Genomic DNA, 14,745 nt, shown 5'->3' on the forward strand with positions numbered 1-14,745 from the left:
TGACTTGCGCCTGCCGGGGTTGAGGGTGCCGTCGCGCCGTGACGAGACACCCGCTGGTTGCCCCGGCTCAGTGGCGCTGCCGATGCTGCACGGCACGGCACCCATAACCGAATTAGCGGTTATGGGCACCTCCCGTCTCCCGTTTCCTGGAACCCGCCATCCTTCCTGTCTTGGAAGCAAAGTCGAGGTCGGGGGTTGCCAGCGTTGTGGATCCGGACAAGCCTTGATGGCGAGCCAGAGAGGAAGTGCGCGATGAACCTGAACGTTTTCTGGGAAAGGGCAGAGCAGATGCTCGTGTCGGACAGGCACTGCCACAATCCCGCGCAGATCGCTGCCTTGCTGGAAGCAGCGGGTTTTCCGTGTACGGGTGCGGGGGCCTACGCCGTTCACGAACTGCTCTGGTCCACGGCGACGAAAGAAAGCAACCGCGTGCACCTGTTCCTCGCGATTACGTCCGCCCGGGCGGACCAGGTTGCCGAGGTGGGTCTCGATCGCCTTGGTGCCCTGCAGAGCTCTTTCCGGAGGCAGTCTCTCAGGCAGCCTGAACTGGCAGATTACGTTGATACCGCGGCGCGGTCGGTCGCCATGGCGGCGTTCGCAACTGTTATCCAAAAGAAGCGGGATCTGCTCGCGTTTCTCGGTTCGCAGAGCATCGGAGCCAACTCCAGCGGAATCGAGTTCCAGCGGCTCGAGGTCCTGAGCCTGGGAGAAGCCCTTGAGCTCGTGAGCGCGAACCGGGGAGGCATACTCCGCCTCCGCGGGAGGATCGGGGTGGGCTGCGAGTACTTCGACCGCTACGTCTCCCGAAACTGGGAGCGGTGGTCGCCTGTCCTGAAAGCGGACTTCCTCGGGATGCTCGACCAGGAGATGCCAGATATCGATCCCGTCGAGTTCCTCGACATCTTCCAGCAGGCCCTGATCGGCAGCGATTGGCGCGATGACCTTGCCGCTGAACTCGTGGCGCGAGGCAGCGGCATCCTTGATGCCGCTGCGCGATTGCGGTGGGAAGCTGCACTCAACGAGTTCGAGCCCGTCGATCCTGAGGAGCAGGCCGAAAGTCTGGGTAGCGAAGCCGTAGCTGCCTGAGCCGGGCCTCTCGCTTTCCAGGCGGAACGGCTACCTGGAAGTGCAGCACGGCTATTGGCCGCCGATTACAAAGGCACTGTCCTCAATGGACAGCTTGGACGCGATGGTTATTACGTCGGCCGCAATGAACCGGCCCGCATCATCAGTCATGCAAGAGAGATGGCAACCCGCCGTAACAGGATTCGGGCCTTCGAAGGATCGAGGACTGAAAACAGTCCGTTCTCAACCTTGAGCTGGCGGGGGGAAACCTGTCCAGAAGCAAGACGTCGCTCGTCCGCATCGCGCGAGCGCTGCTTGGCTGCACGACGGTCTTTCACGCTGAAGTATTCTGCCTTGGCGACCATTTCAGTCTTCTCTCAGAGCCGTTTATCCATCTTCAGATCACGAAAGTCAATAAACGGACCACTTGTAGCACTTCCCGATAACCAATTCATGAATTCCGGGTTCCAGGCAGCGGACCGGCAGCTTCCGGTGCACAGAAGGCGAACACAGCCGTTCCGGATGCTTCCGCCCTCGACGACCGAGAGCCGGACTTTTCGTTTGCGGTTCCACCGGAAGCCCGTCAGGCTGGTGACCCTCATGAAGGAGATCGTCACCGAACCGTTGGAGAAGCGGCTGGAGTCGAAGTTCGGCGAGGGCCCGGTCCACGAGGGCATCCTCGCGATCTGGGTGAAGTCGAGCCGGACGACGAGGCGGGGCCCTACGAGATCACGTTCCTCTTCGTCTGCGAAGACGAACCCGCAGCCGAGAATCTTGACCACCTGCTGACGGAGACCTTCGGCACGGAGGAAGCCGTCGGAATCGCCACGGTCGACATCAAGGTCGAGATGCGCGTCACAAGCGCTGAAGGAACGACCCTCGCCGATGTCCAGGATCACGAGCGACTGTCGACGTTCGACCATTTCAGCAGTCTGGAGGAAGCAACCGCCTGACGATTCAACTTATGGATCTCCGTCGGTTTTCTCACGCTACATGGGTCTACAATCGCACCGCTTATGGATTAGATGAGCAACGGAAAATCGCAGAAACGCTGGAACGGACAGCACGACTTGGGTCAGATCACATCGACCACCGGGCAAGATGCGCGACCGACTGAACGGAGCTGTGTTCCTAACCCGCCACGGCTGTCTGCTCCAAGCCCGAATGTGGCGAAGGCCTGAAGGAGAGGGCTTACACCTACCGTTCAAGCGCTGCTTCAGATTGCCACCGGTGAACGGCTTCCCTAGACGGTCGCAAGGAGGCCATCTAAGGACTTCCGAACGCCTGCGTCGGCATCGTGTCCTGGTATGGATGTAGTGCTGTACTGAAACGATTCGAGCGCATGAGCAGAGCCGCCACCCCATCCAGCCATGTCCCATCCGTCGACCGGATCCTGCCGGGGATTGGCCTCATGCTGGTCTTCTGTATCGTCGCTCCCTTGATCGATGTCGCTTCAAAGATCGCGGTGCAGACTGTGTCGCCAGGGGTGGTGACCCTCGCTCGCTTCCTTGTTCAGGCAGCGCTTATGGCGCCGATCGTGCTCTTGATGCGCTTGCCTATGAGGATGAACGCATCGATCGCCCGGTTGATCCTTCTGCGCGCGCTGGCCAACATCGGTTCCACCATCTGTTTCGTAGCTGCGGTCAGGGTCATGCCGATTGCCGATGCACTGGCAGTGACCTTCCTGTCTCCCTTCATCCTGCTCCTCATGGGACGGTTCCTTCTGGGCGAACAGGTCGGTGCGCGTCGCATCGCGGCATCGGTGGTGGCCTTCTGTGGCGCGATGCTGGTAATCCAGCCATCCTTCGCCCGTTTCGGCGCCACGGCTCTGCTTCCCGTGGGCTGCGCCTTCTTCTTCGCGCTGTACATGCTGGTGACACGCCATCTCAGCCGCGAGCAGCATCCGGTGACGATGCAGCTGAACACAGCACTCGCAGCGAGCCTCATCTGCATTACGCTGCTCTCCATCGGTACGGCTGCCGACATTGAACCATTCAGCTTCGTGCTGCCTGCCGGGACTATCTGGCTGGCCTGTCTGGCAGTTGGAGCCGCGGCGACGGTGAGCCACCTGGCGATTACGTATGCACTCTCCTTGGCCCCATCCTCCACGCTGGCACCCTTGAACTATCTGGAGATCGTTACAGGTACAATTTTCGGGTTCCTGTTCTTCGGCGACTTTCCCGGCGGCATGATCTGGACCGGGATCGCCGTCATCGTCTCCTCTGGGCTTTATGTGATCAACCGCGAACGGGCTCTCGCCAGATTAAGGCTACCAAGGGAACTAGCTCGCTAACTCGGAGGCACCCTTGCGGGCCGGGAGGCGAATGGCCGCTGGCAAATCAAGTAGCAGGCGCAAGGATGCCTCAACGGGGGTCGTAAGCTGTCGTTCGCTGAAGTATCCGGAGCGGTGGAATGGAGAGGCTCCCCAACACCTTCAACTACGATATGGACGTAGTGTTGACATCGTGCTTGGCAAACTGCCCTTGGCGGGACCCGAAAGCGAGTTCCGCTCGGCTGTGGCTGCTCGAGACGGGACAGCCCGCAGGCTGGAGGTCCAGCGTTCGCGGGAGGCGTTCTGCTGCTCTCCAAGACTGACGTTGCCACGCCTCTCGCATTGGCAGCCTTGCCCGGACCCGAGGCAACCGACTTCGCCAACGCTGCCTAGGATTGCCTATGGAGTGTCCGAGGTCAATGCCAAGCACGGAGTACGCATGGTGGCAGACCACAAGTGCAAGCAAGCGGGCGAGCACACCTTGAAAGGCGGCCATCGCCGTGCGGCGCTGGGACAAGGCGGCCTCAAGATTGCCTGAGATCATCAAGCTCGCCTTGGAAGAGGATCTCCACGAGGTCGTCCAGCGCCTGGCGGAAACCTTCGACGTGCCCCTGAACGCAGCCGTGGCCATTGCGCTGCGGGATTAGGCAATCGGCAACGGCTACCTGCCGCCGGATGATGCCTTGGACGAGGGTACCCCGACCGAAGGCAACGCCTGAGACGGGAGATGCCGCCGCAGAACCCTTAGGCCAGCGGCGGTTTTCACGTGAGGCTCAGTTATACGGCGAGCCACCTGGCGGCGCGGCCCGTGTCGGGCTGGAACGTGTTGTCAGTCATGCGGTAGGACCGATAGCGGTCGTGCCACCACTGCAGACGGCGGCTAAATGCGCGCGCGGCGGCCGCTGTTGCCCCGCCAATGATGGCTCCTGCTATGAACGCTGCCGAAGGGAACCGAACGCCTTCATGTTCGCGGCAGCCTGCCCGCCGCTCCCGATAGCCGCAGCGGCCGTTGTCGTAGGCCCGTCCGTTCCTGCGCTCGAACCGATTCTCGGGAGGTTCCTTTCGCCGTTTCCAGCTTCAGGAAACAACAGCGGTCGATACTTCGCGAAGCAGGCACCACGACCGGAGCACGACATGACGCGGCCTGTTTCCGAAATCACAGAGGATCTCGTTGCAAATGTTGCGAGGATCGACCGACTGCTGAACGAGGCTGAACTGACCGCCTGCATCGAGAGCGCGGTGACGGGCTCCCCCGAGAAAATAACCCGGGACGCGATCGACCGCCTTCTGTCCGCCCGGCATGCTTCAGCGTTGATGGCGGCGAGTTTCGGCCGAAGGGTCCGTCCTCGCGTGAGCTAGTGCGGCCAAGACCATCGTCGGTGGCGTCTCCGTTCTGTGGCCCTCCCGGAACGAGACGGCACGAGCGTGCTGGGGATGTGCTGGCACGTCGATCAACTTACGGTTTTACTGCCGGGAGCACCCTTCCGATCCTCGGAACGGCCTCGTAAGCGTTGGCCAGCGCCCGCTGTTGCGGAATTGCGTTTTGGCAGGAGATTTGATCGCATGCTGATCACCATCGGTATTCCGCAGGAATCCCTGGTGGCCTTCCACCGGCTGTGCAGCGCCCACGGCATCAAAGTCAGAAAGGAGATCGAGGAAGGCCCTGCGGGCGGGAATCCTAGCTTCCACCTTGCTGTACACGACGCTGCCGCGCTGGCAGCGTTTGCGGAGTTCTATTGGGGGTAGCGGGCTCCTGCGCCCTGCGGAAGTGCCTGCAAAAGATCCGGCGGGGCGAGGGCGCCCGCCTCAGCCTGCATAGATCTCGATGAATTTGCGATGCGCCCATCCGGAACTGCACGGTCCGGTGTAAGGTGCCGTCTCGCGCCAGTCCGTAGTGACGCCGCACGGTTCGAAGTCGCCCTTGATGTAGACGACTCCCAGCCAGTCACCTCTTTCCGCGCAGACGAATACCTCCTGGCCGTTGTGGATCTTGTCGATCCTCTTCGACTTGATGTCGGGTGCGGCCTTGACCGCCAGCCAGCCGTCGCCGTTTGGATCAAGCCCTTTCACGTAGGCGTTTGAGCATGGATCAAGCCCCGTTCCGCCCTCGATCATGACGGGCTTGGAAGGCCGCTTGAACCCTTCCTGCGAGCCGCTGGATGTCGTCGCGGCAGCCAGGAGGGCCATGCCCAAAAGGAATGTCTGCGTCTTCGCGGTCATAGATCCAGATCCTCCGTCGGCCCCAACGCGGATGTCTCGCGGGCGGATCCCTTGCGATCAGCCACACGCTTCCTCCGTCAGCCCCTTCCGTTTCCGTGAGCTTGGGGCCGATCGCTGCGGTCGCCGAGAAAGGTTTCGAGGCAGCAGTCCTGCGGCAGGGGCCCAGGTCAAGCGTCCTGATTTCGAGGCAGGACCGCACGTGCGGTGCAGAGGGTGCAATCGCCTCAGGCAAAACACGTCGTTCGTTCATCTAGGGTCGCAAGGAGCGGAGCCTGGGAGCAAGATCATCCCTTCTTCATCGCGACTGGCTTCTGCGGACACCGAAGCTGCTGCGGGTAGGCTTTTTCAACGGCTACCGGGCGCAGGCCCAAACACCTGTGCCAGTTGGTCGGCTGGTCGATTTTCAAACTCATGTAACAGGAGTAGCGGCTGGAAGTGACTTCCTGCCAAAGCTGGCGGTATACGCGGGAACGGGCATGTCAGACAGAGCGGCACACGCACAGGTGTTTTTGGTCGCTCTCCTCTGGGGGCTAAACTGGCTCGCAAGCAAATTCGCGCTGGCGGACATCTCGCCTTGGTTTTTCAGGACGCTCACCTTCGGCGTTGGTGCAGGTAACCTGATGCTTGCTTCGCGGTGGTGGGGTACCTCGATGGCGATCGCGAAGGGCATGCCGCGTCTTCACCTGGCGGTCGCCGGCATCTTGAACATCGGCGGGTTTGGCATCTTCTCTGCATTCGCCCTTCTTGAAACATCGGTGGCTCGCACCAGTATCTGCGCCTACACCATGCCCATCTGGACCACGCTGCTTGCCCGCATCGTATTGGAGGAACGCTTGACCCGGGCAAGAACCGGCGCGCTCGTTACAGGAACAAGCGGGTTGGCCGTGCTGCTCTGGCCGCTGTTTGCGGAAGGGATTCCCATAGGAGCGCTTTATGCCCTCGGAGCCGCCGTCAGCTGGAGTGCCGGAACAGTGTACCTGAAATGGTCTGGTGTGCAGGGCCATCCGCTGGCCATTGCGGCATGGCAGCTCGTCGCTGGCACCTGTGCGGTTACGATAGGGTTCCTGGTGGACGGAGCGGATTTCGGAAACCGGATGGACGCGCTTTCCGCCGCCGGCTTGATCTACGGCATCTTCCTGGGAACAGCACTTGCCTATCTGTTGTGGTTCAACCTCGTAGGACGGCTTTCCGCAAGTGCGGCCGCAATGGGAACGTTGATGGTTCCGGTGGTCGGCGTTCTCGCCTCGATCGGCTTCGGCGAACGACCGGATGAGGCCGATCTGGTCGGCTTCGCCTTGATCTTCGTTGCTTCATTGCTTGCGCTGTGGCCTGCGGGAAGCGACAGGAAGGTGACAACACGGAACCAGGCGCGGGCGGGCTCCGGAACGTGAATGCGCCTGCTTTCGCGAACGGGGGACGGCTCGGAGGCCAAGGCAGGCATCGTTCGCAAAGATCGCGGCGGAACAGGAGCGCGTTGCGCGGCCCGCGGCACCCTGATCCCCGCGCCGGGATCCGCCAATCCCTCCCAAGCTAGATCATCGCCAGCGGTCGCTTGCCCTCCGGCGGCGGGAAGAGGCGATCGAGCTCGCTCAGGTCCTCGGGCATCAGGATACGTTCCGCGGCCTCCACGTTCTCTTGCGCCCTCTCGGCGGAGGATGTTTTCGGGATCGCAATTACGCCGGGCCGGGACAGGACGAAGGAGAGAGCTGCCTGAGCGCCTGTAAGTCCTCGTGCCGCGGCAAAAGCTGCGAGGCGCGCATCCCGAAGAAGCCGCCCTTCGTCAAGCGGGGAGTAGGCCATGACGGCGACGCCGCGTTTCTGGCACCATGGAAGGAGATCATGTTCGATCCCGCGGCTGTCGAGGTTGTATAGCACCTGGTTCGCTGCAACGTTGCTGCCGCCGGGGACAGCCATGAGCTCTTCCATGTCGTCGGTGTCGAAGTTGGAAACTCCCCACGCGCCGATCTTGCCCTCGGCCTTCAGGTCCTCGAAAGCCGTAACGGTCTCCGCCAGGGGAATGCGGCCGCGCCAGTGCAGCAGGTAGAGGTCCATCTGCTCGATGCCGAGGTGGCGCAGGCTGCGTTCGCACGCCTCGCGTACCTTGCGACCGGAAGCGTTGGAGGGAAGAACCTTGCTGACGATGTAAGCCTCGTTGCGTCGACCGCTCACCGCCTTCGCCACGACCCGCTCCGCACGTCCCGAGCCGTACATCTCCGCGGTGTCGATGAGCGCCAAGCCAAGGTCCAAGCCGCGCCGCAGGCTGGCGACTTCGGCGGCCTCTCCGCTCGCGCTTTCGCCCATGTGCCACGTTCCTTGGCCGAGCGTGGGCACGGTCGCTCCGGACCGGAGTTCAGTCCCGGAAAGGGTGTTCATGGCAGCGCCTCCGTTGCGGCATCCAAGTCGAAGTGGGGCATCAAGAGGCTATGTAAAGCTCCGATGCGAAAGCCTGCCCATGCAGTGCCCTTCCGACGGGTCCTCGCATCCGTACCGCTGATCTGCCCCCTGAGCTTGACTGCGGGTAGAGGCAGGGAAGTCTGCGGACGATGCCACAAGCGCTACCGCTCTGCTCGCCTGACGCAGAAGTCGTTGCCCGAGGATCGGTTCAGGAAGCAGGTTCCGGATACGCTGTCTACGCGGGCTACGGTGTCGGTGCCGTTCACTTCGGCTCGGTCGCCTTCCCGCGGCACGACCGTCTTTGCGCCGGGAGGCCACGTGAACTCCCCGACGATGCCCGACGGCCACTTCTCGGACGTGGATCTTCCGAGCGACATGCTGCATGCCTCGTCATCCACGTCGCTTCCTCACGCAGGACCCTGCACTGGAAGGCGCTCGCAGCATCGCCGCGGACCGTTGCCGGTCTCCTGAGCGGCGCGAGCTTCGTTTAAGGGTATTAGAGGGCTAGCGGGTGTAGAATCTCGGCATCCGACCTGAAGCTGTCGGCCGTGCAGTTGCAGCGTGCATGGGTTGCCCGAGAGGGTTCCTGAGAGAACTGCCGCATAACCGGAGAAGCAGTTATGGCCGTTCCCGGAGTCTTGACGCAATGGAAGGTCCCGTGAGCCAGATACGGATCGGTAGGCTCGGCATGAGTCGGTTGCTGGACGGTGGCAAGATCTCGCGGCAGGCCGAGCAGGCTCGCACTGGATGAGAACTCGGCGTTCACCTGCGTTTTCTAAGACATCCCTGGCATCGGGATCATAGCGGTGACTGCGGTCGATCCCGCTGTTCCATTGCAGCTTACGGCCTCTGCGGCCGTTCTTCGCAAAGCTGATTATGGCAGTCACCAGCGGCACGCCTATGTCGGTCGACCCGGGCACAGACGACTTCGGCTCCTGACGCGGCAGCTCTAGGTCCGCCTCGATTGTATCAACGCGACAGCGCTAGCCCGTTCAGCATGGCTAGCGCTTCCGACGCTAGTTGGCGCGTCAGCTGCCCTGCCGACATCTCTCGTCCAAGCGAGGCTGCCTGGCCTGCCCAGAGTGACATGAAGTCTCCCGAACCCTGCGGTTCCGTGGCAGCACGCAGTGGCGCCAGCGCGCCACCCGCAAGCGGGAACCCGGGCGCATCGGCGGCAATTGGCCCAACCTCCCGCATGACGCGGTTCACGATGCCGCGCGCAGGCCTTCCGGTAAAGACGTTGGTGAGCGCCGTTTCCTCCGCCTGTCTGCTTCTGAGGGCGAGGCGGTGCGGAGCAGCAACCCTAGCTTCCGGCGTGAACAGGTAGGCGGTACCGATCTGAACAGCCGCAGCTCCCAGCACGAATGCGGCGACGATGCCGCGCGCGTCGGTGATTCCGCCTGCCGCGATGACAGGCAACTTAACAGCATCGACCACCTGCGGTACCAGCGCAAAGGTGCCCACCTGTGTCGAAAGGCCGTCATGGAGGAAGTTGCCTCTGTGCCCGCCTGCTTCGAGCCCCTGCGCGATTATGGCATCGCAGCCATGCTCCTCCAACCAGCGCGCCTCTGCCACAGTGGTGGCCGACGAAAGGACTGTCGCGCCCGTGGCCCGAACCCGGTCGAGCAGTCGTCGCTCTGGAAGGCCGAAGTGGAAACTCACCACCTGCGGCCGAAATTCTTCCACCAGTTCGCAGAGCCGATCGTCGAATGGAGTGCGGTTGGAGACAGGAACGGGACGGTCAGGGTCGAGCCCGACCTCAAGGTAGTAGTTCCGGAGACGCTCGCGCCAGCGGGCCTCCCGCATTGGATCCGGGGTGGAAGGCGCGTGGCAGAAGAAGTTGACGTTGATCGGTCGGCGGGTCTGCTGCCGGATGGCCTCGAGCTCGCTGCGGGCATCGGCGGCTGTCAGTGTGGCGCAGGGAAGGGAACCCAGCCCGCCCGCATTGGCCACGGCTACGACCATGTCCGAGAACACCGGGCCGGCCATAGGCGCCTGGATCAAGGGGAATTCGATTTCCAGCACATCAAGCAGTCGTCGGTCAGGCCATGGCATCGGTGCGCTCTTTGCCTTCGGTTGAACATGGTCCCAGTGTTATTCTGGAGGTGCAGAAGAGAACAAACGAAAAGAAGCTGCTTCGTAGTGCAACTTTCGTGCACCAAGCAGATACCCTCGATGTCGGAAGCCACGTCGTGCCCGTCTTGAAGTCGACAGCGCAAGCAGGGAGGCGGCCGTTCTTGGGTGTCAGAGGGTCGGACGGCCGAACCCGGAGCGGCTAGCTTGTACATCACCTCGTTTAGATCGAGTCCTCCAGATCACGGCTCCTGACGGGATGATGCCAAGTGCATCAGGATGTTCCGGTCAACTTCGGACAGCCGCGTGTCGAGCACGCCGATGGCGATACCGCTCTCATCGGAAGTCCCCTCGCGGAGAATGACGTAGACGATGTACGTGATGATGGTCACGAAGTTGAAAGCAACGCGTCGCGGTCGGGCCGTTCGGCTTCAGTGTGCCACTGCATGATGCTAGTCACGGCGCGACCAACAACGAGGCGCATCGAGATGTTCAAGAACGAAGCCGACCGGATCTGGGTGGAAGAGGCCATCCGAGAGATCGAGGCGGATTTCAACAGGTCCGCCGATACCCACCTGCTTCGGGTGCCGATCGCGGCATGCCCGCAGATCGCGCTGTACCTCAAGGATGAATCGACGCACCCGACGGGCAGCCTCAAGCACAGGCTGGCACGCTCGCTTTTCCTTTACGGCCTCTGCAACGGCTGGATCGGGCCTGGGACCGTCATCGTGGAAGCCTCCAGTGGATCGACGGCGGTGTCCGAAGCGTATTTCGCACAGATGCTCCATCTTCGCTTCATAGCGGTGATGCCGCGCTCCACCTCCGCCGAGAAGGTCGCGCAGATCGAGTTCTACGGAGGGCAGTGTCATTTCGTGGAAAACGCCTCTGACATGTACGCGGAGAGCGTAAGGCTGGCCGCGAAGCATCGTGGCCATTACATGGACCAGTTCACCTTCGCCGAGCGGGCGACGGACTGGCGCGGAAACAACAACATCGCGGAGTCAATTTTCTCGCAGATGGCAGACGAGAGGCATCCGGTTCCAAGTTGGATCGTCGTGGGAGCGGGCACGGGTGGGACCTCTGCAACCATCGGCCGATACATCCGCTATCGGAGGATGCAAACCCGGCTCTGCCTGGCGGACCCGGAAAGTTCAGTCTTTCACCGGCATCTCGCTGACAGCTGCGTCGTCTCGGGCTCCGGAGAGCGCTCCTTGATTGAGGGGATCGGACGGCCGCGGTGCGAACCTTCCTTCTTGCCGGAACTGATAGACGCCTGTTATTCCGTTCCGGATGTCGCAAGCATCGGTTCCACCCGCGCACTTTCGCGCCACATCGGCAGGTCGTGTGGCGGATCGACGGGGACGAACCTGTATGCGGCCGCACGTGTAATCGCCGGAATGAAGGCTCGGAACGAATCCGGATCGGTGGTGACCCTGCTGTGCGATTCAGGAGACCGCTACCGGAGCACGATCCTTGACGATGCCTGGCTCAGGCAACGAGGCATCGACGTTTCGGAGGTCGAGGACCAGATGAAGCGTTTTCTGGAAAGCGGCGAGTTGCACTGAGTTGATCGGATGCAGTGCACACGGTCGACTTGGGCATCACCATGCTTGATGGCAAGGCGGAGCTGGGAGGGTGGATGACGGAGTCCCGCTGAGGCCATACGGACCGATCCTGCGCAGATCGCGCAGGACACCCGTCGGAACGATCGCCGCCTAGATGGTGCTGTCGGCGTTCCGGCTCATCGAGGTGCATCTCCCGTCCGCTTGTATGCCCATGACAGGGCCGGGACATAGAACCCGATGCCGATCAGGATTCCTAAGGTAGCGGTGACCAGGATGGACACCGGCGTGGTCACGCCGCGAACGGTCGATCCCTCCTTGAGGATGACCCCCAACGAAGCCTGTCCCCGTATTGATGCGCGATCTCACCATGTCCGAAGCGGAAATCCGTGCCTGCTGAAGGATCAAGGCTTCAAGGCGGAAAGCATTTCCCGCGTCGTGAGCAACGGCCAATTTGTTCGAATACCGGATGCGGAACCACACCCCGCAGGCTATAGATGCATTCGCGCGCCTGCCGCAGGTGAAGACATTCGCCATAGCGGCCTTGAACGCGTGATTGCCCGACCCGGTTTAGGTGCCGCAGCCGTTATAGGGCGACTGTGGGATAGTCGATAACGACTCGATGGTCTTCGACACCCTTCACTCCGGGCACGTTTTCCGCGAGCACACGGGTCGCCCGACGTTCGTCTTCGGAGATAATCCAGCCCCGCAGGATGACAATACCGTTTTCAACCTCGACGTCGGTTTCGTCGGCTGTAGCCCAGGGTTGACCCTTCAAGTCATCCAGCAACCGCAAGCGGATCAGGGAGTTCGAAGGCGGGACGGTCGCGGTGGACTGGCCGGACGCAGAGGATATGAGCATCCGGACGATGTCGCTCCGGCTGACGATGCCGACGACCTGCTGTCCTTCAAGGACCGGGACGCGCTTTATGCGCAAGCGCTCCAGCTTGTCGACTATATCTGGCACCGGTGTCATGGCATCCACCGAGTACACACGATGCGTCATCACGTCGGAAACCCGCCGCGAGTGGGAACGTGCGTATTCCTCTGCCAACGTGCAGGATTCGAGAAAGAGCCTGAGCCACCAGGAACGACGGTGTTCCGCGGTCCCTAGTTCCGCACGGTGAAGCAGGTCGCCTTCACTGAGAATGCCTACCAGCCTGCTGCCATGGACAACGGGAACAGCGCTCACCTGGTTCTCGACCATAGCTTTTGCCGCTTCCAAGACCGTAGTGTCAGGCGTGACCGTAGTCACCTCCACCTTCATGATGTCCTTTGCGTACAGCATAACCTGTCTCCTTGTTAAACGGAGACAGGTTGTTCCTCCCAGCGGTTTAGTTCAAACGAATATAAATGCTCTGCGGGTGCAGCAAAACCTTATCCCGAAACTTGCAATGAAGGATTTCCACGACCCGCGTGTAAGGGTTCTTACAGCGCGTCAGTGGGAGCCGGCACTTCTACACTTCGACGATCGCTTCGAGCTCTCGCAGCCGGGAAGGGGCTGCACAGCGGAGCTGAGGTGAGCTCTTCTTGGATCCGCAGCCGTGTCGGTCGCCCATGTCGGTCGAACGCCCTACGTCATTCGGTGATCAGCAGATCCATCGGGATGTCGTGAGGCTGCGGGTAGATGGTTGGGATCCTCGTCTCGCCGTAACCGATGCCTATCACGCAAGGCTTGGAAGGCATCGCTGCCAAGGTACGGTCGAAGAAGCCGCCGCCGTAGCCCAGCCTGAATTTGTGCGGGTCGTATCCGACCAGCGGCGCGACGACTATGTCCGGCAGAACGGCTGCGCCATGGGCAGGCACGAGAATGTTCCATACGCCGCGTTCAAGAGGGTCGCCGGGCATCCATAGGCGGTACTCGAGTGGCGATCCCTTTGCGATCACGACAGGCAGTGCCAGCCGTCCTCCGCGTTCTACGATGCCGATCGCCCAGCTGCGCAGGTCCGGCTCGCCCCGGACGGGCCAATAGGAGCCCACCGTCTTGCCTTCGGGGTCGCCGATTTCCTGCTCGAGCCTTCTGACGATCCTGGCGGAACGTATGCTTCTTTCTTCGACAGGAAGGGCTAATCGTTCTGCAAGGAGCCGCTCGCGGACAGCCTTTCTCCAGGCTGCAACGGTGTCAGGGTCGCCTACACGGAGCGGTTCATAGGAGAACTCGCCCAGATAACAGGGAGGGGAGGAGTAGGTGCGGCGACCGAGATCTTCTTCCACGTTCGACATCCCGTTGACTGCGTTAGCGTCGTGGAAGCGACGCAAGAGCGCAAACGGAATAATTTGCTGTATGAATGCAAGAAAATCGTTTTGGGACAGATCGCGGCCTTGGACATCGACAGAGCGAAGACCTTTCTTGAGATCATACATTCGGGGAACTTCCTGAAGGCAGCAGACAGGCTGCATGTCACCCAGACGACCGTTAGCGCCCGCATCCGGACGCTTGAAGAGGAACTGGGACGAAAGCTGTTCGAAAGGAGAAGGGAAGGCGCGGTGCTGACCCCAGCGGGTCGCGAATTCGAACGCTTCGCTCAATCGTTCGTGCAGGTCTGGGAGCGCGCGCGTCTACAGCTCCGGATGCCTCCGGGGCGCACGAGCATCGTCGCGATAGGAGGGGAACTCAGCCTCTGGAATCCGCTCCTTCTGGACTGGCTGGTCTGGATGAAGGAAAATCGGCCTGCCACCGCCATCCATGTCAAGGTAGGGCTTCCCGATCAACTCGTCGAGCAGCTCAGGACCGGAGTGCTGGACCTTGCCGTGCTATACGCGCCGAAGCTGGTGCCGGGTTTCAAGGTCGAGCTCATCAAGGAAGAAGAGCTGGTGCTCGTGACAAGCGAACCGCAGGACGAGGATGCCACCAACTACGTTCATGTAGACTGGGGTCCTCAGCTGTCCGTAGACCACGTGCTTGGTAGTGGGGGGACTTCCGAACCGGGATTGCTGGTCGGCCTTGCCCCGCTCGGCCTCAGCTACATCCTCCGTGTCGGAGGGACGGGCTATTTCCGGATGGGAGCGGTCAGGCCGCATCTGGAAGAAGGCAGACTCCGCCTGGTGCCCGATGCTCCGAAATTCACCTATCCCGCCTATGCGGTCTATTCCGAAGCAACGGACGCGAGAGCAGAAGTACAGGAAGCGCTGACTGGATTGAAGGCGATCGCGCGCTGA

At 61.6% G+C, this 14,745-nt stretch carries 18 protein-coding genes; 7 read left to right on the forward strand and 11 right to left on the reverse strand.

The window, feature by feature from the left end; all coding sequences use genetic code 11:
* Window positions 1-252 precede the first annotated feature (252 nt).
* On the forward strand, window positions 253-1,086 hold the full coding sequence (locus J5Y06_RS04900; protein ID WP_209333927.1) for a hypothetical protein: 834 nt from the start codon (window positions 253-255) through the stop codon (window positions 1,084-1,086).
* A gap of 146 nt (window positions 1,087-1,232) precedes the next feature.
* Here J5Y06_RS04900 and J5Y06_RS04905 read toward each other — a convergent pair whose 3' ends face one another.
* On the reverse strand, window positions 1,233-1,430 hold the full coding sequence (locus J5Y06_RS04905; RefSeq protein WP_209333928.1) for a hypothetical protein: 198 nt from the start codon (window positions 1,428-1,430) through the stop codon (window positions 1,233-1,235).
* A gap of 12 nt (window positions 1,431-1,442) precedes the next feature.
* Window positions 1,443-1,988 (reverse strand): hypothetical protein, encoded by a 546-nt coding sequence (locus J5Y06_RS04910; protein ID WP_209333929.1) that lies wholly within the window; start codon window positions 1,986-1,988, stop codon window positions 1,443-1,445.
* Window positions 1,989-2,407: 419 nt separating this feature from the next.
* Between J5Y06_RS04910 and J5Y06_RS04915 the strand changes: the two genes are divergently transcribed.
* A complete protein-coding gene (locus tag J5Y06_RS04915) occupies window positions 2,408-3,358 on the forward strand; it encodes a DMT family transporter (RefSeq protein ID WP_209333930.1) in 951 nt (316 codons plus the stop codon).
* Between the two features lie 756 nt (window positions 3,359-4,114).
* Here the strand turns inward: J5Y06_RS04915 and J5Y06_RS23520 are convergent.
* Window positions 4,115-4,270 carry a BA14K family protein gene (locus tag J5Y06_RS23520; protein ID WP_209334390.1) on the reverse strand — a complete coding sequence of 52 codons (156 nt, stop codon included), beginning with the start codon at window positions 4,268-4,270 and terminating at the stop codon, window positions 4,115-4,117.
* Window positions 4,271-4,471: 201 nt separating this feature from the next.
* On the opposite strand from J5Y06_RS23520, the gene J5Y06_RS04925 reads away from it, so the two are divergent.
* Complete coding sequence (locus tag J5Y06_RS04925) at window positions 4,472-4,696, forward strand: hypothetical protein (RefSeq protein ID WP_209333931.1); 225 nt, start codon at window positions 4,472-4,474, stop codon at window positions 4,694-4,696.
* A gap of 204 nt (window positions 4,697-4,900) precedes the next feature.
* Window positions 4,901-5,083, forward strand: coding sequence for a hypothetical protein (locus J5Y06_RS04930; RefSeq protein ID WP_209333932.1), 183 nt, complete (start codon window positions 4,901-4,903; stop codon window positions 5,081-5,083).
* A gap of 60 nt (window positions 5,084-5,143) precedes the next feature.
* Here J5Y06_RS04930 and J5Y06_RS04935 read toward each other — a convergent pair whose 3' ends face one another.
* Window positions 5,144-5,557, reverse strand: a complete 414-nt coding sequence (locus J5Y06_RS04935) for an integron (protein WP_209333933.1) — start codon at window positions 5,555-5,557, stop codon at window positions 5,144-5,146.
* Between the two features lie 476 nt (window positions 5,558-6,033).
* Between J5Y06_RS04935 and J5Y06_RS04940 the strand changes: the two genes are divergently transcribed.
* On the forward strand, window positions 6,034-6,948 hold the full coding sequence (locus tag J5Y06_RS04940; RefSeq protein ID WP_209333934.1) for a DMT family transporter: 915 nt from the start codon (window positions 6,034-6,036) through the stop codon (window positions 6,946-6,948).
* Window positions 6,949-7,087: 139 nt separating this feature from the next.
* Here the strand turns inward: J5Y06_RS04940 and J5Y06_RS04945 are convergent, their stop codons facing one another.
* The 4 genes from J5Y06_RS04945 to J5Y06_RS04960 all read right to left on the reverse strand — a co-directional run bounded on the left by J5Y06_RS04945 (window position 7,088) and on the right by J5Y06_RS04960 (window position 10,416).
* Window positions 7,088-7,930: an aldo/keto reductase gene (locus tag J5Y06_RS04945; RefSeq protein WP_209333935.1), complete on the reverse strand. Its 843-nt coding sequence runs from the start codon at window positions 7,928-7,930 to the stop codon at window positions 7,088-7,090.
* A gap of 182 nt (window positions 7,931-8,112) precedes the next feature.
* Window positions 8,113-8,328, reverse strand: coding sequence for a hypothetical protein (locus J5Y06_RS04950; protein WP_209333936.1), 216 nt, complete (start codon window positions 8,326-8,328; stop codon window positions 8,113-8,115).
* Between the two features lie 592 nt (window positions 8,329-8,920).
* Window positions 8,921-10,006 (reverse strand): NAD(P)H-dependent flavin oxidoreductase, encoded by a 1,086-nt coding sequence (locus J5Y06_RS04955; protein WP_209333937.1) that lies wholly within the window; start codon window positions 10,004-10,006, stop codon window positions 8,921-8,923.
* Window positions 10,007-10,266: 260 nt separating this feature from the next.
* Window positions 10,267-10,416, reverse strand: a complete 150-nt coding sequence (locus J5Y06_RS04960; protein WP_209333938.1) for a hypothetical protein — start codon at window positions 10,414-10,416, stop codon at window positions 10,267-10,269.
* A gap of 96 nt (window positions 10,417-10,512) precedes the next feature.
* Between J5Y06_RS04960 and J5Y06_RS04965 the strand changes: the two genes are divergently transcribed.
* A complete protein-coding gene (locus tag J5Y06_RS04965) occupies window positions 10,513-11,589 on the forward strand; it encodes a PLP-dependent cysteine synthase family protein (protein ID WP_209333939.1) in 1,077 nt (358 codons plus the stop codon).
* Between the two features lie 176 nt (window positions 11,590-11,765).
* Here the strand turns inward: J5Y06_RS04965 and J5Y06_RS23525 are convergent, their stop codons facing one another.
* The 3 genes from J5Y06_RS23525 to J5Y06_RS04980 all read right to left on the reverse strand — a co-directional run bounded on the left by J5Y06_RS23525 (window position 11,766) and on the right by J5Y06_RS04980 (window position 13,809).
* A complete protein-coding gene (locus tag J5Y06_RS23525; protein WP_209333940.1) occupies window positions 11,766-11,921 on the reverse strand; it encodes an MgtC/SapB family protein in 156 nt (51 codons plus the stop codon).
* 251 nt (window positions 11,922-12,172) lie between these two features.
* Window positions 12,173-12,874, reverse strand: a complete 702-nt coding sequence (locus J5Y06_RS04975) for a CBS domain-containing protein (RefSeq protein ID WP_209333941.1) — start codon at window positions 12,872-12,874, stop codon at window positions 12,173-12,175.
* A 290-nt stretch (window positions 12,875-13,164) separates the two neighbouring features.
* Entirely contained in the window at window positions 13,165-13,809 is a 645-nt protein-coding gene (locus J5Y06_RS04980) for a 5-formyltetrahydrofolate cyclo-ligase (protein WP_209333942.1), read from the reverse strand.
* A 21-nt stretch (window positions 13,810-13,830) separates the two neighbouring features.
* On the opposite strand from J5Y06_RS04980, the gene J5Y06_RS04985 reads away from it, so the two are divergent.
* Window positions 13,831-14,745, forward strand: a complete 915-nt coding sequence (locus J5Y06_RS04985) for a LysR family transcriptional regulator (RefSeq protein ID WP_342453366.1) — start codon at window positions 13,831-13,833, stop codon at window positions 14,743-14,745.

Origin of the sequence: Tianweitania sediminis, from assembly GCF_017813335.1 — a bacterium.
Lineage (GTDB): Bacteria > Pseudomonadota > Alphaproteobacteria > Rhizobiales > Rhizobiaceae > Tianweitania > Tianweitania sediminis.